The sequence below is a fragment of the Lysinibacillus sp. IITD104 genome (assembly GCF_036698265.2).
GTDB lineage: Bacteria > Bacillota > Bacilli > Bacillales_A > Planococcaceae > Lysinibacillus > Lysinibacillus boronitolerans.
In genome coordinates, this window is record NZ_JBAHYH020000001.1 from 288,842 (window position 1) to 305,819 (window position 16,978).

Consider the following 16,978-nt stretch of genomic DNA (forward strand, 5'->3'; position numbering starts at 1 on the left):
GGACAAGGGATAAACAATGAGAAAAAAAATAATGTTTATTTTCGTGCTTGTTGTCATGCTTTGCTTTGGTTGTTCACAAGATGAGGGGCATGAAGCAATAACAGATACAGTAACATTCATTGCCCCAAGCTCTATTGGTGGAGGTTGGGACAAAACAGCAAGAGCCATACAGGATATTTTACTGAGTAACAATTTGATTGATGAGGATATTCATGTACTGAATAAAATAGGTGCTGGTGGAGAGCTAGGATGGAAATATACTAAACAACAAAAAAAACATGTGCTAGCAATGAATTCAAGCCTACTCATTACCAATCATTTGTTGGGGCAAAGTAAGCTAACCTACAAAGATTTTACACCCATTGCCACTTTGGCTACAGAATGGAATGTCGTAATTGTCTCCAAGGATTCAGAAATAAAAAGTGCAAAAGGTTTAATGGAAGAGCTCAAAGAAACACCTCAAGCGTATAAAATAGGAGTTTCTCCGAGATTAGGCAATGATGATCAAATTTCTTTTGTATTAGCGAGTAAACAGGCAGGAGTGCATCCTGAAAAACTAGATTTTTTAGTTTATGAGAATAGTGATGAAGTAGTTGATGCATTATTAAAAAAGCAAATAGATGTGGCAACGATGACTTTGTCCGAGGCTAAAAAATATTATGATTTGAATCAGGTACAATTGCTTGTCATTTCCTCGGAGAAACGTTTAAAGGAGCTCCCAGAAATTCCTACATGGAAGGAAGAGGGAATAGATGTAGTTTTTAAACACTGGCGCGGTATTATGGGACCACCTAATATGTCAAAAAAGGAAATCGAATTCTGGGAGACGACATTTGCAAAAATGGTCAAAACTAAAGAATGGAAACAAACTTTGCAGACGTATATGTGGGAAGATTTTTATATGAACAGTAGAGATACATCTAGATTTCTTGATGATGAAAATAAGAAATATGAGAAATTATTGGAGATTTACTGAGTAAATTTATTCTTATTATGCATAGTAATATATTTGCTTTATTAGGTTGACTATTGAGATCTATGTGTTTTCCTTTCTATCGTCTTATACGATGGTGGAGAGAATACATAGTCCAAGGTTAGCCTCTTTTTTTGTTTATCAAAAATAGACAGGCATACAATGCTTTTCGTGAACAAAATGTACAAAATAGCTATAAAGAAATTAATAAACATTAATTTGTAAACGATTACATTTGGTCGATGTTAATTTATTATAAGGTGTAATATTCGGAAAATTAGTTATTTAACGAATTGATAAATAACTTCACAAAGCATTTGGGGGGAGTATTATGCTAGCAATTTTAGGTTTTTTAATGATAATAGTATTTATGATTTTGATTATGACGGGCCGTCTTACAGCAATGATTGCATTAATTGTAGTTCCAATTACGTTCGCAGTTATTGGTGGATTCGGAAGTGAAATGGGACCTATGATGTTGGATGGGATTAAAAGTGTCGCTCCAACAGGGATTATGATTTTATTTGCAATTCTTTTCTTTGGTATTTTGATCGATGCTGGCGTATTTGATCCAATCATTAAAACGATACTTAGGCTAGTAAAAGGGGATCCTGTAAAAATTGCTATCGGAACAGCCGTATTAGCCCTCTTTATTTCTTTAGATGGTGATGGTACGACAACATACATGATTACTATTTCTGCCTTTCTACCGCTTTATAAAAGAATTGGCATGCGACCAATTGTATTAGCTGGTATTGCCGTTTCAGCTTCGGGTGTGATGAACCTTCTACCTTGGGGAGGGCCAACAGCAAGGGTTATGACAGCCTTGAATCTGGAAATGTCTGAGGTTTTTACACCAGTGATTCCAGCGATGATTGGCGGGGCTATCTTTGTTCTGTTCATGGCATTTACGTTCGGAAGACAGGAAAGAAAGCGGATTGGTATTATAGAATATGATTATGAAGCGGCAGCTCAGTCTGCTGCTACAGTCGAAGATGACTATTTGAAACGTCCAAAACTAATTATCTTTAACTATACTTTGACAATTGTTCTTTTAGTAGCGTTAATTATGGAGTTATTACCACCTGTTGCATTATTCATGCTTGGTTTTGCGATTGCGATTACTGTAAACTATCCAAAATTGAAAGATCAGAAGGAACGTGTTGCGAATTATGCTGACAATGCATTATCTGTTGTTTCTATGGTTTTTGCAGCTGGGATATTTACAGGCATTCTTTCAGGTACATCAATGGTAGATGCAATGGCAAACTCAGTGATTCATTATATTCCAGATGCAATGGGTTCTCATTTTGCTGTTGTTACAGCCATTCTCAGCGCACCTTTTACATTTTTTATGTCTAATGATGCCTTTTACTATGGCGTACTGCCGTTACTTGCAAAGGCAGGAGCAGTATATGGCATTGATCCAGCCCTAATCGGTAGAGCTTCTCTTTTAGGTATGCCAGTACACCTTCTAAGTCCGCTTGTTCCCTCTACGTATTTATTAGTAGGAATGGTTGGAGAGGATTTCGGAACACTACAACGTATCTTCTTAAAGTGGGCATTCGGTTCTACAATTGTCATGATTATTGTCTGTGTAGTGTTGGGGATTTTCCCCCTTTAAAAGCTACGGTTCATGGGGCGAAAAAGATTACCTAGTGAAAATCATTTATTTATAAGTGTAAAAGAAGCCTTATTTTAATGGGCTTCTTTTTTATTTTCTTATTCGAATAACTACCATAAACCGGAAACTATTTAGAAGGATGTTTCAGATAGGCGCTATAAAATGTTTTTATTCGTAAAAAGGACAATCATCATATACGATAAAAATATTGAGACTTAGGATTATTAGTGCTCTATTCCGCAATTAAAAAGAAATTATTAAAATAGGAGAAAGGTGGTATGAAATATGAAAATCCGTAAGATTGATCATGTGGGGATAATCGTCAATGATCTTCCTGCAGTGAAAGCATTTTTTCTTGACTTTGGTCTTGAGGTGCTAGGGGAAGGAAAAGTGGAGGGTGAATGGGTGAAGAGGATGGAGCGGGTATTAGGGCTTCAAGGTATTAAAGAGGACGTTGCAAAAACGTCAGATAGTGACGTAAATCTAGAAATAGTAATGTTGCGAACACCAGACGGCGAGGCGAATATTGAACTAGTAAAATTTAACGCGCCATCAAATCCAATAAGCATCCAGCATCCTTTAACAAATACTAAGGGTCTCCAACATATTGCCTTCAATGTTGAAGATATTGAAGCCCTCGTTAACAATTTAACAAAGAAGGGCGCAGAACTTATTAGTGACATTTATAGCTACGAAAACGCCTATAAATTATGCTACGTGCGTGGGCCAGAAGGAATTATTTTAGAGCTCGCTGAAGAAATCAAATAGCTAATCAGCAACTTTGTTGAAAAGAAACCTCTAAAAGGGGGTTTCTTTTTTGCCTCTATAGGAGCTCATACTTATACTTAAATATCACAATTTTCTACCCTGAGGGTCTAAGTTGATAAAATACCGAAACCTAAGGGCATAAAAAATAGGATGTTTCCAACGATATTCCTTAATGAAACATTAGCATGTAAACCATATATAGCCGCAATTGGAGTTAGGTTCATATCTCCTCTTGCGGCATAAAAGTAGAAAGGGAAGAGGGTTAAAGAGTATAAAAAAATTCCTGAAAAATAGAAAAAAGGCTTTCATCATTTCATTATTAAAGGAGAATTGTTTTTTAACAGCTAAAACTATAATTCTGTAAATGATTCAGAACTAGCTAACAGTTTCCCTTAAAAATATTCTGGTATAAAATCATTAAAGTCTGTAAGAAATTTCTGGTATAATTACATAAATCTATGTTTATTTTGAGGAGTGATGTCGTGAAGAAGCTATTTATAATAACTAGTTACTTAGGGTTTTTTATATTAGGAGGTATGACTTTTACCTACTTTTCAACAACGGAAGCAGCAAGTGACATGAAAAAGATCAGCGTGTTTCAGGATCCGATTAATTACTATGTAGATAAGGTTGAAAAAGTGCCGTCAGAAGGTCAATCTGGATTTAATTATCAAGGCACAATATATGTCCCAATGCGTTTTATCGCTGAATCTTTAGGTGAAAAAGTAACATGGGATGGGAAAACAAAGTCTGTTTATATTGGTGATGTTCCCAAATTCACCGCTTTAAAAGATGTAAAACCTATTGGGAGTGAGGAAGACCACTTCTTCCACAATCCAAGCTCTGTCACTATTAGTACAGGTGAGAAGTTTGAGCGATCCTATCAACTTGGTGGTTATCATGGAGGAGGCGCAGTTCAAGACCATACAGTGGAATACTTAGCCAATGGAAATTACAAGGGATTCGAAACCTATCTGGCACCAATTAAAAAGTTAGCAGCTAATTCTTCCGGAATAGGTTTCCTGAAAATTTACGCAGATGGTAAATTGGCTTATGATAGTGGAGCAATCAAAGACAAGGTAAAGGTTCATGTTAATTTAGAGGGTGCTTCAAAAGTGAAATTTGAACTTGAAGGCAGTGGTTTAGGTATATTAGATCCTAAATTTATTCAATAAACCTTCTATACTATTAAGCAAAAAGACGATGACATAATAATTTGTCATCGTCTTATTAATTTTGGTCTCTTTATCACTATTTCAAAATAGATAATTGCCAATACATATTTGGCAATATTTTCACCATTAAGTATAAAATAGTTGGGTGGTATATGGTATAATTCCATACGATACTGATACATAAAAAAGGAAAAGGGAGAGAAAGGAATTTGATGAAAAAGATGATGAAACGAACGAGTGCAGCATTGCTTGGTGCCTCATTAATGCTGACGACAGTTGTCCCTGTTATTCATGCAGAAGAGCAAACACCACCCCTAGTACCGTCGATAAGTGAATGGGCGATAGAAACTTTAAATGAGGGCGAAAAATACGGGATTTACTCAACTGAATGGTATTTTGATGGCTTCCTTCAAGAAATTTCAGTGGATAAAGTAAATGAACTACTAGCTTTAACGGAAAAGAAAGTTGCCTCTCTAGGCCTAGCTGAAAATAAACAATACAAACCAGTAAGTGTGAAAAATGATAACACACGTGGGGATATTGTAAAGCGCTTGTATAATATTGTGGCGCGTTATGATTTACCTGTTGGTACAGATGCTGTTCAATTCATGAAAGAGCAAAACGTATTACAAGGCTCTCCAAGTGGACTGCAACTAGAGAAAAAGGCAACGACTCAACAGGCTGTTTTACTAGCTGTTCGTTTCATTCAGAGTACATATGCACTTGCAGAGCAAGGATCTAAAGGGGTAGCCTGGGTAGTAGAGGATGAGGATACACTTATCTACTTATTAGGTTCGATTCATTTAGGGACACCAGACTTATATCCATTCGATAAAAAATTAGTAAAGGCGTTTGATGAATCTGATGCACTGTTAGTAGAAGCAAACATTTTAGATACAGAAGCACTGGAATACTATTCAGAAAAAGCAATGTATACAGATGGCTCAACATTGAAAGATGCTGTTGCACCAGAAACCTATGCAAAGCTTGAACAAGTGGCAAAGCTTTATGGTCTTCCAATGGAGCAGCTAACAGTGCAAAAGCCGTGGATGCTTTCTAGCGCACTATCGATGTTAGCTATGGACGATTCCTTTGGCATGACCCCACAAGAGATGGCAATGCACGGTATTGATATCTACTTTTTATTAAACGCACAGTTGCAGCAAAAGCCAGTAATTGAATTAGAAGGTACAAGAGCGCAGGTTGATATGTTTGAAGGATTATCACCAGAGGCACAGGAGCAGTCTTTAGTCGCTGTACTGGATAGTATCATTAATCCATCTGAAGAAAATCAATCTGAAGTTCTTCAAGAGTGGTTTACAAGCTGGAAGCAAGGAAATGTTGAAGAGTTTGCAAAAAGCTTCCAAGCAATGGAAGGTACATCCTCTGAATTTAATGAAATGCTATTTGGTCTACGCGATGAACAGATGGCAAAGAAAATCATGAATGTACTGGAAGAAAAAGAAGGTAAGTACTTTGTTGTTGTTGGTTCAGGTCACTTCCTAATCGATAAAAATATTCGCTATCATTTGGAGAAAAACGGCTACAAGGTAAAGCCGTTTTATCAATAAAATTGATTTCCCCTCGTAAAAGGATAGATTATTTTCTGTCTTTTACGAGGTTTTTTTATGCATGTAAGACAATAATAATCATTTGACTCTAACAATCTAAATAATCGGATTATTGTTGCAACGAAAAAAAAATCGTGTTAGTATTAGTAAAACGTTTTACTAAAACGTTTTACTTGTGAAGGGGATGAAAATATTGAGAAATAAACGAATTGCAACGATTGGGGATGCAATGGTCGTTTTTAATCCATCTAAGACAGGTCCTCTACGTTTCGTTCCTTCCTTTGAGCGAGCTGTTGGTGGTGCAGAATTAAATTTTGCGATAGGTGTTACACGTTTAGATATGGAAGCAAAATGGATTAGTTGTATTGGAGACGATGAATTTGGCAGGTTAATTTATAACTTTGCGCGTGGTGAAGGAATCGATGTGTCACATGTTTTACGAACACCACATATTCCAACGTCTATCTACTTCAAGGAAATACGGGAAGACGGTGCAGGTAAATCGTTTTACTACCGCAACCCATCACCTTTACTTGAGCTGACAGAAGATCGTATAGATGAGTCAGTACTTGATGATGTGGACTTATTACATATTAGCGGCGTGTATTTAGCGGTATGTGAACATAACATTGAAGTTGCATTGAAATTGATTGCTTTAGCACAAGCAAAAAATATTCCTATATCCTTTGATCCAAATTTACGTTTAAAACTATGGACTATAGAAGATGCCCGAGCGGTATACGAAAAAGTGTATCCATCTATCAATCTTCTGTTAACAGGGCAGGATGAATTTGAGCTTTTATTTGAAGGGCGTACAGTTAAAGACGTTCAAGAGTGCTATAAAATAGATGAAATTATTGTAAAAAAAGGTGAACAAGGCGCCACGGTTTATACAGCCACTGAACAGTATGATCGAAAAGCTTTTTCTATTCGTGCCATTGATACAGTTGGAGCAGGGGATGCATTTGATGCTGCCTATGTCTATAGCTATTTAAATGGTGATGATATTGGAGAACGCCTCCGTTTAGCTAATGGTGCAGGTGCATTGGTAGCAACAATTAAAGGAGATAATGAAGGGCTCCCATCCTTGCAAGAATTAAGGCAATTTATTGGTGATGAAAAACTAATTGAGCGATAGGAGTTGTCAGGAATGCAAAAAATCGAAATTTTGAAAGCGTTATCAGATGCAAAAATTGTAGCTGTTATTCGCGGGAATTCACCCGAAGAAGCAACTGAAATTTCAAAAGGTGCTATCTCAGGTGGCATTCGAGCAATTGAAATAACGTATACAACGCCTTTTGTGGAAGAAACCTTTAAAGCATTACGCAATAGCGATGCAATAATTGGAGCTGGTACTGTATTGGATGTTGAAACTGCACGCCACGCGATTTTAAACGGTGCTAAGTTTGTTGTTAGTCCAAGCTACAACGCTGCAATTGCAAAGCTTTGCAATCGCTATAGCATTCCATATTTACCAGGCTGTATGACCATTACAGAAATGGTGACAGCACTTGAAGGTGGAAGTGACATTATTAAATTATTCCCAGGAAATCAATTTGAACCAAACTTTATTAAAACCGTAAAAGGTCCTCTACCACATATCACAATTATGCCAACAGGCGGTGTTGGTTTGGCTAATATGAACGAATGGTTAGACGCAGGGGCTGTAGCAGTTGGGATTGGTAGTGATTTAAATAAAGCATTTGCAAGAGATGGCTACGTAGGTGTAGTTGAACGTGCCAAAGCTTATATGGAAAATCTATCAAACTAGGAGGTAATGAAGTATGAATATGACGTTTAGATGGTATGGTCGTGGCAATGATACAGTGAAATTAGAAGATGTGAAGCAAATACCGAATGTAAAAGGAATTGTTTGGGCACTTCATCACCTACCAGCAGGAGAAGTATGGACTAAAGAGGTCATTCAAGATGAAGTTGACTATATTCAATCGTTCGGATTCCATACAGATGTCGTGGAAAGTGTCAATGTCCATGAAGATATTAAATTAGGATTGCCAACACGTGATCAATATATTGACAACTATAAACAATCGATTCGCAACCTTGGTGAAGTAGGTGTCAAAGTTATTTGCTATAACTTTATGCCCGTATTTGATTGGACACGTACAGACTTATTCCATCCACTAGAAGATGGCTCAACGGCTCTCTATTTCGATAAGGAAAAGGTCATGAACTTAGATCCACAAGAACTGGTGAATGAAGTAAGCGCTTCTTCGGATTTAACCCTTCCAGGATGGGAGCCAGAACGATTAGCCCGACTTTCAGAATTATTTGAGCAGTACAAAGAGGTAGATGAAGCCAAACTTTGGGACAACTTAGCTTACTTCTTACAAGCAATTTTACCAGTTGCAGAAGAAGCAGGTATTCAAATGGCGATTCATCCAGATGATCCACCGTATTCCATCTTTGGCTTACCGCGCATTATTACAGGAGCAGAAAGCTATGAAAAATTAATTAAAATCTCAGATTCAATAGCAAATGGTTTTACATTCTGCTCAGGTTCAATGGGAGCAGACCCACAAAATGATATGGTAGCCATCGCTGAAAAATATGCATATCGTGCTCCGTTTGCCCATATCCGCAATGTCAAGATTATGGAAAATGGTAGTTTCTTTGAAACATCGCATTTTACGTCGGATGGTTCAATCGATATTAAGAATATTGTACGCACATTAAATGACCAAAACTATGAAGGATATGTACGTCCAGATCATGGTCGCCATATTTGGGGAGAACAATGTCGTCCAGGCTACGGCTTATATGATCGAGCACTTGGCATTATGTATTTAAATGGACTTTGGGATGCTTATGAAAATCTGAAGAAATAGGTGACATGTATGAAAGCACTACAAGTAATCAAACCTTTTGAAATGGCTTTAATTGACGTAGCAGAACCAGTGATAACAGTGTCAACAGATGTCCTTGTTCAAACAGAATATGTTGGCATTTGTGGCTCAGACATGCATATTTATCATGGTTCGAACCCATTAGCGACATTGCCTCGTGTACCTGGGCATGAGGTTGTTGGCCGTGTGTTAGAGGTTGGCCAAGAGGTACAAGGATTAAAGGCTGGTGACAAGGTTGTTGTCGAACCAATTCGATATTGTGGTGAGTGCTATGCTTGCCGTAAAGGACAACCAAATGTCTGTGAACAGCTTTCTGTTTTTGGTGTTCATGAAGATGGAGGTATGCGTGAGCGTTTTGTTGTTGCTGAAAAGCAATTGCATAAAGTAGCAGACCACACCCCTTTAGAAGAGGCAGTCTTAATCGAACCTTATACAATTGGAGCGCAAGCCGTATATCGTGGTGAATTGCAGGCTGGTGAGACGCTGTTGATTCAAGGCGCAGGGCCGATTGGCATTTGTATTTTAAAGATGGCTAAATTAATGGACGCTCGCGTGATGATTTCTGATTTGGATCCAGCTAAGCTCTCATTCGCAAAAGAACTTGGTGCAGATGTAGTTGTCAATGTAAAAGACCAAGATTTATTAGAGGCTGTTAATCAATGGACAGATGGAGTAGGTGTCAATGTATCTATTGATGCAGTTTGTATTCCACTAACATTCAAGCAATCTATCGATGCTGTTTCAGTTGCTGGAAGAGTGGTAGTCCTTAGCTTTGGAGAGGAAGCCATTGAGCTAGCCCCACTACCAATCACAAAAAAGGAATTATCGATAAAAGGCTCACGTTTACAAACATTCCAATTTGAAAATGTAGTGAAGCTTGTTGATGCTGGAAAGCTACAGCACCAAGGTTTAATTACACATACTTTTTCTTTACATGAAGCAAAGGAAGCATTTGAATATATAGAAAAAAACCCAAATAAAGTACGTAAAGTTATTTTAAAAGTAGGTGAGTAAGGTGCATGAAGCATTACAAAATAAAGTGGCTGTTGTAACAGGTGGTAGTGGTGTTCTTTGCTCAGAGATGGCAATGGAATTGGCTAGACAAGGTATGCGAGTTGCTATTTTAAATCGTACGGCGCAAAAAGGAGAAGCAGTCGTCCGATCGATTACAGAAAATGGCGGAGAAGCAATTAATTTTTCTGTGGATGTTTTAAACAAAGAGTCATTAATAGCAGCGAGACAAGCAATTTTACAGCAATATGGTCAAATTGATGTACTGATTAATGGAGCGGGCGGCAATCATCCAGATGCTATTACGGCTGATGAAGTATATAAAGAACAATCGACTACACCAAATTTCTTTGAATTAACACCAAGTGGTTTTGAAAGCGTATTCTCGAATAATTTTACAGGAACATTTTTAGCTGCCCAAGTTTTTGGCGAAGCATTGCTAAAAACGAAGGGGACAATTATTAATATTTCATCCATGAGCTCCTATGCTCCTATGACAAAAGTGCCTGCATATAGCGCGGCAAAGGCAGCGATTAATAACTTTACGCAATGGATGGCTGTGCATTTTGCAGAAGCGGGTTTACGTGTTAATGCCATTGCACCAGGATTTTTTATTACCGAACAAAACCGTAATTTATTGCTAACAGAAGATGGTTCATTAACTGCACGTTCAGAAAAAATCATTACAGCTACACCACAAAAGCGTTTTGGAAAACCACAAGATTTATTAGGAACATTATTATTTTTAGCTGATGATACATACTCAGCATTTGTCACTGGCGTAACAATTCCTGTAGATGGTGGATTTATGGCTTACTCAGGCGTTTAACAAAGGAGATTTATTTCAAATTTAGGGGTGAATGATATGAAACAACAAGGTATTTTTGGAGACGGCAAAACGGTTGTTATTGTCATGCTATTTTTAGCGGGTGTCATAAACTATTTAGATCGTTCAGCATTATCAATTGCAGCACCATTTATTCAAGAAGATATTCATCTAACGTCAACACAATTAGGGATTATCTTTAGTAGCTTCTCTGTTGGGTATGCCATTTTCAACTTCTTAGGTGGAATGGCTTCCGATAAATTTGGTGCCAAGTTAACGTTATTTGTAGCGATGATTGTATGGTCTTTATTTAGTGGAGCAATGGTTTTAGTCGTTGGGTTCGCTTCGTTGATTATTGTTCGTATTGTATTTGGTATGGCGGAAGGGCCATTGTCGTCAACCATAAATAAAATGGTGAATAACTGGTTCCCGGCGGATAAACGTGCCTCTGTAGTAGGGCTAGCCAATAGTGGTACACCACTAGGTGGTGCGATTGCAGGTCCAATCGTTGGTTATATTGCATTAGCATATGGCTGGAAATATTCATTTATTGCGATTATGATTCTTGGGTTTATTTGGGCAATTGTATGGTTTAAGGTGGTAAAAGAAAAGCCGAGTAAAGAAGACAGTGTAGAACCAATGGCAAATTTAGAGATTGCAGCAGAAGATATCAATCATAGTCGTGGTCTATCATACTATTTAAAACAGCCAACAGTATTGTTTACAGCCTTTTCGTTCTTTGCCTATAACTATATTCTATTCTTTTTCTTAACTTGGTTCCCAAGCTATCTAGTAGAAGCTCGTGGAATGGCTGTAAAAGATATGAGTATTGTAACGGTTATTCCGTGGATTTTAGGATTCCTAGGTTTAGCATTGAGCGGAATTGTCTCAGATTTCATTTATAAACGTTTTATGCGTAAGGGAGTTTTATTCTCTCGTAAAGTCGTTCTAGTTACATGTTTATTCTTAGCAGCTGTATCGATTGGCTGTGCAGGTATTGTAACAACAACAGTTAGTGCTGTTGCGCTTGTTGCTACCTCTGTTTTCTTCTTATATTTAACAGGGGCTATTTACTGGGCAATCATCAATGATGTGGTGGAATCTAAGTATGTTGGATCTGTTGGTGGCTTTATGCACTTCCTTGCAAACACAGCTGGTATTATTGGGCCAACTTTAACAGGTTTCCTAGTAGACAGAACAGGAACATTCTCCGCAGCTTTCCTACTTGCAGGCGGCTTAGCGGTTATCGCTTCCTTAGCAGTTATTAAATTTGTTACACCAATAGTTCATAAAGAAATAGCTTAGAAATAGAAAGGATGGATTCAAATGAACAATCAATCAGTTATTAAAATTCATCCGATGGACAATGTTGCCATAGCCTTGAGTGATCTTCCTCAAGGCTTTTTACTTCCATTGGATGGAAAAGAAATAACGTTACAGCAACAGGTACTATCTGGGCATAAGATTGCCATCACAACTCTTTCTAAAGATGCACATATCATGAAATATGGTTTTCCAATTGGTCATGCGACAGAAGAAATCCCAGCAGGTAGCTGGGTTCACTCACATAACATGAAAACCAATTTATCGGGTGAATTAACCTATGAATTTAATCCAAAAACACATCCCGTAGCGGAGTCTCGTCACGCACAGCGCATGTTCAAAGGTTATCGTAGAAAAGATGGTCAGGTTGGTGTTCGAAATGAAATTTGGATCATTAATACGGTTGGATGTATTAACAAAGTAGCTGAAAATCTGGCGAAGTTGGGCAATCAATTATTGAAGGCTGACAATTTTGATGGTGTACAGCATTTCGCTCATCCATATGGCTGTTCACAACTTGGTGATGATTTAACGTATACACAAAAAATCTTAGCTAATTTAATTCACCACCCAAATGCAGGGGCAGTTATTGTATTAGGGCTAGGGTGTGAGAACAATTATATTGAGCTCTTTAAGAAAACAATCGGTCATTATGACGAACAACGCGTTTCCTTTTTAAATGTTCAAGAATCAGCAGATGAAATGGAAGAGGGTCAACTACTGCTTGAAAAAGCCTTTGACTATGTGACGACATTCGAAAGACAAGCATTACCTATTTCAGAATTGAAAATTGGTTTGAAATGTGGCGGTAGTGATGGTTTCTCTGGCATTACAGCTAATCCGATGATAGGCGTATTTTCTGACCAATTGATCTCAGCGGGTGGTGCAACGGTGTTAACGGAAGTTCCAGAGATGTTTGGTGCTGAACAGATTTTAATGGAACGTGCAAAAGATGCCTCTGTTTTTGAGGATATTGTACATTTAGTAAATGACTTTAAACAGTATTTTATGAAATATAATCAACCTGTCTATGAAAATCCCTCTCCAGGAAACAAAGCGGGTGGAATAACAACATTGGAAGAAAAATCACTTGGCTGTATTCAAAAAGGGGGCTTCCAAGAGGTAAAAGAGGTACTTGATTACGGTGAACGTATGACGACAAAGGGGCTACATTTACTAAACGGTCCGGGAAATGATCTTGTATCAACAACAGCACTTGCCTCCACAGGCTGCCAAATCGTTCTTTTCTCAACAGGTAGAGGTACACCGTTTGGGGGACCTACACCTACAGTTAAAATTTCAACAAATACACCACTTTATGAACGTAAAAAAAATTGGATTGACTTTAACGCAGGGCAGTTAGTGGAAGGGAAGCCGATGGATGTATTAGTCGATGAATTTATGGATTATATAATAGCGCTAGCTTCAGGTGAAGTGCAAACAAATAATGAGAAATATGGATTCAAAGAAATCGCCATTTTTAAAGATGGCGTCACGATGTAGGAGAGAAATGATATGAAACATCCTATTAAAATAATGCAAATAGGTGATGGGAATTTTATCAGAGGCTTTTTTGATCTAGCAGTTGAAAAACTACAAGTCCCTTGCAGTATCGTTTCAGTCGCAGCAACAGCAAGAGGAAAAACACTCAAACAGCTAGAAGAACAAAAGTTACAGTTCAAAGTGATGGAACGTGGGCTAAAAAATGGTGAGGTTATAGAAGAAGAAACCACTGTTAAGATTATTCAAGATACGATTCACCCGTATGAGAACTGGCATACATTTTTACAATATGCGCAGTCTGAAACATTAGAAATGATTGTGTCTAATACAACAGAGGCAGGGATTTATTATGAAAATATTCCTTATCCCACGGCTTGCCCAACAAGCTATGCAGCAAGGCTAACCGTCTTTCTAGAACAATATTACAATCATTTTCAAGGTGAAAAGCAATTGGCAATTGTGCCTTTGGAATTAATAGAACAGAATGGCTCTACATTAAAAACGATTTGTCTACAGCACGCTAAAGACTGGAATTTGCCTACAGCATTTAATGAATGGCTTGCTACGTTAACTTTTTGTAATACACTAGTCGACCGTATTGTAACAGGTTATCCCCGAGATTATCAGGGGAAGGACGCCCTTTACACAGTTTGTGAACCTTATTTCTTATTTGTAATTGATGAAAAAGAGCCATTTAAACATTGGCCAACAAGTCTTGATTTACCTTTTGTCTTTGATGATTTAGACATGTATCGGAAACGCAAAGTCGCCATTTTGAATGGTAGTCATATTTTGCTTTCAGCATTCGGCAAGATTTTTAACCATACAACTGTAAGAGAGGCATTTTCTCATGCAGGTGTTCGAGCCTTTATTGAAAAAGTAACAAACGATTTTACCCAACGCTTCCAAGTGGATGAACATTATCAGCAAGATGTCTTTGAACGTTTTTTAAACCCCTTTATTGAGCATCAGCTATATGATATTCAATTAAATGAGTTATCCAAGTGGCAAACACGTATTGCCCCATACACTGAAACAGAAATATACTATCAAGCTTTAGCAATAGGGATATATGCAATGAATCCAACACGCTTTTCCATTCGTGAATCTGATCAAGTTATTGAAAAACTGACTGAAATCCATAACGATTTTGAACAAGGTCAGTCAGAGCCAATGCAACAATTTATCGAACAATATTTCCAGTGTGATGCAGCCGAGGTTATTCAGCAATTAGCCACAATTACTAGTTTATTGGAGGAAATAGTAGCATGCGACAATTGATCATTAATGAACCGTTTCAAATGGTGGAACGTGAAGTAGACAAGCCGAGTATTGAAGGAAATCATGATGTTTTATTAAAAATCACGCATATTGGCGTATGTGGAACAGACACACATGCTTTTGCAGGTGAACAGCCATTCTTTCGTTATCCACGAGTATTAGGCCATGAACTAGCTGCTATCGTGGAAGAAGTTGGTGAAGCAGTTACGGACATTCAAGTAGGTGATCGTGCAACAGTTATTCCATACATCCATTGTGGGGAGTGTGCTGCATGTCGTCGAGGTCAAACGAACTGCTGTAAGTCCTTGAAAGTATTAGGTGTACATATCGATGGAGGTATGGGCGAATATATCGTAGTTGAGGACAGTATTGTAATTACTGATAATGCTGTGTCAGGTGACCAATTAGCCATTGTAGAACCATTAGCTATTGGTGCCCATGCAGTGCGTCGTTCGGAACTAACAGAAAATGATACGGTACTTGTTATCGGTGCAGGGCCCATTGGATTAGGAGCTGCACGTTTTGCTAAATTACGTGGCGCAAAAACAGTATTAATGGATTTGAACGAAGAACGTTTAAAGGAAGGACAGGCATGGTCGGAAGCAGATGGTGTGATTGTTGGCAGCCATGACATAATGGCGCAGTTACATGAAAAATTTAATGGTGAACTACCTACAGTTGTCTTTGATGCAACAGGCAATCAACAATCAATGGAATCTTCTTTCCAGTACGTAGAGAATAGTGGCACATTAGTGTTTATTGGTTTAATGAAGAAAACCATTACATTTAATGATCCTGAATTTCATTCAAAGGAATTAACATTGAAAAGCAGTCGTAATGCTACGGCAGAAGATTTTGAGACGGTTATGAACTACATGCAGTCAGGAGCTATAAAGAAAGGCTATGTCACGAAAAATATTGCATTCGATGAAGCGATTTCTTACTTTGAGGCAAAACAATACAACACAAATAAAGCACAAATCTATGTTAAATAATGGGGAGGATTTTCAATGAATATTTCTGTATCAGCATTAAAAAAAATAGTAGTTCAAAAATTCACAAGTGAAGGTGTTGACGCTGAAACAGCAGCACAAGTAGCAGATGTTTTGATTTATGCCGATTTACGTGGTGTCAGTTCTCACGGTGTTATGCGTGTGGAGCATTATATAACACGTTTAAAGGCAGGTGGCATAACGAAAAACCCTCATTTTTCAGTAGAAAAAAGAGGCACAAATCACCTTCTTTTTAAGGGTGATAATGGCTTTGGGCATGTCATTTGTAAGGAAGCGATGGATGAAACCATTAAAGTTGCTAAGGAACATGGCTCATGTACAACGATTATTCAAGAGAGCAGTCATTGTGGGGCACTCGGCTATTTTCTTGAACAAGCCACGAGTGAAAATTTAATTGCTATTATGTGCTCTCAAACGGACTCCGCAGTTGTTCCTTTTGGCGGAAAAGAGCCTTACTTTGGTACGAATCCAATAGCTTATGGTTTTCCAACCAACGATAAACCGATTATTTTGGACATGGCAACAAGCAATGTAGCGCTTGGGAAAATTTTATATGCGCGTGAAAAAGGGGAGACGATCCCAAATACATGGGGAGTTGATGCACAGGGAGCACCAACTACAGACCCACATCAAGTAAAATCTTTAACACCATTTGCAGGACCAAAAGGATATGGTATGGCACTTGTAGTAGATGTTCTTTCTGGAATTTTAGCAAGTGCAGCTTTTGGTCCTCACATTTCAAAAATGTATGGCAATTACGAACAGAAACGTAATTTAGGGCAATATTTATATGTATTAGATCCAAATATTTTTGGAGATGTTGATCAATTCAAAGCAAATATCTCGCAAATGATAAATGAATTACATGATGCGCCAACAGCACCAAATTTTGATCAGGTACTAGTGCCTGGTGAAATTGAACAGATACGTAGTGTGGAAACAATGGATAAGGGCATTGACTTACCTGACCAAGTATATAACTATTTGAATAGTTAATTTAACCAGTAAAGTATGCTATGCTACATAATACCAAGGAGAGTTTT

15 protein-coding genes are annotated in these 16,978 nt (G+C 37.8%); all 15 read left to right on the forward strand.

From position 1 onward, the window contains the following. The first annotated feature begins 16 nt into the window (after positions 1-16). The 15 genes from V1L66_RS01475 to allD all read left to right on the forward strand — a co-directional run bounded on the left by V1L66_RS01475 (position 17) and on the right by allD (position 16,931). Positions 17-976: a tripartite tricarboxylate transporter substrate binding protein gene (locus V1L66_RS01475; protein ID WP_048393944.1), complete on the forward strand. Its 960-nt coding sequence runs from the start codon at positions 17-19 to the stop codon at positions 974-976. A 328-nt stretch (positions 977-1,304) separates the two neighbouring features. Beyond that, positions 1,305-2,597, forward strand: coding sequence for a CitMHS family transporter (locus tag V1L66_RS01480; protein WP_054549726.1), 1,293 nt, complete (start codon positions 1,305-1,307; stop codon positions 2,595-2,597). A gap of 285 nt (positions 2,598-2,882) precedes the next feature. Beyond that, complete coding sequence (locus V1L66_RS01485) at positions 2,883-3,365, forward strand: VOC family protein (protein ID WP_016991564.1); 483 nt, start codon at positions 2,883-2,885, stop codon at positions 3,363-3,365. Positions 3,366-3,847: 482 nt separating this feature from the next. Then, complete coding sequence (locus tag V1L66_RS01490; protein ID WP_026023318.1) at positions 3,848-4,540, forward strand: stalk domain-containing protein; 693 nt, start codon at positions 3,848-3,850, stop codon at positions 4,538-4,540. A gap of 212 nt (positions 4,541-4,752) precedes the next feature. Next, positions 4,753-6,111 carry a TraB/GumN family protein gene (locus tag V1L66_RS01495; RefSeq protein ID WP_312123952.1) on the forward strand — a complete coding sequence of 453 codons (1,359 nt, stop codon included), beginning with the start codon at positions 4,753-4,755 and terminating at the stop codon, positions 6,109-6,111. 184 nt (positions 6,112-6,295) lie between these two features. Next, positions 6,296-7,249 carry a sugar kinase gene (locus V1L66_RS01500; RefSeq protein WP_128568284.1) on the forward strand — a complete coding sequence of 318 codons (954 nt, stop codon included), beginning with the start codon at positions 6,296-6,298 and terminating at the stop codon, positions 7,247-7,249. Positions 7,250-7,261: 12 nt separating this feature from the next. After that, positions 7,262-7,882 carry a bifunctional 2-keto-4-hydroxyglutarate aldolase/2-keto-3-deoxy-6-phosphogluconate aldolase gene (locus V1L66_RS01505; protein WP_016992813.1) on the forward strand — a complete coding sequence of 207 codons (621 nt, stop codon included), beginning with the start codon at positions 7,262-7,264 and terminating at the stop codon, positions 7,880-7,882. A 13-nt stretch (positions 7,883-7,895) separates the two neighbouring features. Then, entirely contained in the window at positions 7,896-8,960 is a 1,065-nt protein-coding gene (uxuA, locus tag V1L66_RS01510; protein ID WP_016992812.1) for a mannonate dehydratase, read from the forward strand. 9 nt (positions 8,961-8,969) lie between these two features. Further along, entirely contained in the window at positions 8,970-9,992 is a 1,023-nt protein-coding gene (locus V1L66_RS01515; protein WP_333006074.1) for a zinc-binding alcohol dehydrogenase family protein, read from the forward strand. Continuing rightward, a complete protein-coding gene (locus tag V1L66_RS01520) occupies positions 9,985-10,818 on the forward strand; it encodes an SDR family oxidoreductase (RefSeq protein ID WP_128568283.1) in 834 nt (277 codons plus the stop codon). Before V1L66_RS01515 ends, V1L66_RS01520 begins: the two co-directional genes overlap by 8 nt. Before the next feature lie 36 nt (positions 10,819-10,854). Then, positions 10,855-12,120, forward strand: a complete 1,266-nt coding sequence (locus V1L66_RS01525; RefSeq protein WP_016992809.1) for an MFS transporter — start codon at positions 10,855-10,857, stop codon at positions 12,118-12,120. Between the two features lie 21 nt (positions 12,121-12,141). Next, positions 12,142-13,641 carry an altronate dehydratase family protein gene (locus tag V1L66_RS01530; protein WP_333006073.1) on the forward strand — a complete coding sequence of 500 codons (1,500 nt, stop codon included), beginning with the start codon at positions 12,142-12,144 and terminating at the stop codon, positions 13,639-13,641. 12 nt (positions 13,642-13,653) lie between these two features. Continuing rightward, complete coding sequence (locus V1L66_RS01535) at positions 13,654-14,922, forward strand: hypothetical protein (RefSeq protein ID WP_333006072.1); 1,269 nt, start codon at positions 13,654-13,656, stop codon at positions 14,920-14,922. Further along, positions 14,910-15,917: a zinc-binding alcohol dehydrogenase family protein gene (locus V1L66_RS01540; RefSeq protein ID WP_333006071.1), complete on the forward strand. Its 1,008-nt coding sequence runs from the start codon at positions 14,910-14,912 to the stop codon at positions 15,915-15,917. Before V1L66_RS01535 ends, V1L66_RS01540 begins: the two co-directional genes overlap by 13 nt. 15 nt (positions 15,918-15,932) lie before the next feature. Further along, positions 15,933-16,931, forward strand: coding sequence for an ureidoglycolate dehydrogenase (gene allD / locus V1L66_RS01545; RefSeq protein WP_333006070.1), 999 nt, complete (start codon positions 15,933-15,935; stop codon positions 16,929-16,931). The last annotated feature ends 47 nt before the right edge of the window (positions 16,932-16,978 follow it).

Excerpts from the sequence above, each read along its gene's own strand:
- V1L66_RS01525 (WP_016992809.1), top strand. The coding sequence starts at position 10,855 with ATGAAACAACAAGGTATTTTTGGAGACGGCAAAACGGTTGTTATTGTC.
- V1L66_RS01535 (WP_333006072.1), top strand. The coding sequence starts at position 13,654 with ATGAAACATCCTATTAAAATAATGCAAATAGGTGATGGGAATTTTATC.
- V1L66_RS01500 (WP_128568284.1), top strand. The coding sequence starts at position 6,296 with ATGAAAATATTGAGAAATAAACGAATTGCAACGATTGGGGATGCAATG.
- V1L66_RS01530 (WP_333006073.1), top strand. The coding sequence starts at position 12,142 with ATGAACAATCAATCAGTTATTAAAATTCATCCGATGGACAATGTTGCC.
- V1L66_RS01485 (WP_016991564.1), top strand. The coding sequence starts at position 2,883 with ATGAAAATCCGTAAGATTGATCATGTGGGGATAATCGTCAATGATCTT.
- V1L66_RS01480 (WP_054549726.1), top strand. The coding sequence starts at position 1,305 with ATGCTAGCAATTTTAGGTTTTTTAATGATAATAGTATTTATGATTTTG.
- allD (WP_333006070.1), top strand. The coding sequence starts at position 15,933 with ATGAATATTTCTGTATCAGCATTAAAAAAAATAGTAGTTCAAAAATTC.
- V1L66_RS01495 (WP_312123952.1), top strand. The coding sequence starts at position 4,753 with ATGAAAAAGATGATGAAACGAACGAGTGCAGCATTGCTTGGTGCCTCA.
- uxuA (WP_016992812.1), top strand. The coding sequence starts at position 7,896 with ATGAATATGACGTTTAGATGGTATGGTCGTGGCAATGATACAGTGAAA.
- V1L66_RS01540 (WP_333006071.1), top strand. The coding sequence starts at position 14,910 with ATGCGACAATTGATCATTAATGAACCGTTTCAAATGGTGGAACGTGAA.
- V1L66_RS01515 (WP_333006074.1), top strand. The coding sequence starts at position 8,970 with ATGAAAGCACTACAAGTAATCAAACCTTTTGAAATGGCTTTAATTGAC.
- V1L66_RS01505 (WP_016992813.1), top strand. The coding sequence starts at position 7,262 with ATGCAAAAAATCGAAATTTTGAAAGCGTTATCAGATGCAAAAATTGTA.
- V1L66_RS01475 (WP_048393944.1), top strand. The coding sequence starts at position 17 with ATGAGAAAAAAAATAATGTTTATTTTCGTGCTTGTTGTCATGCTTTGC.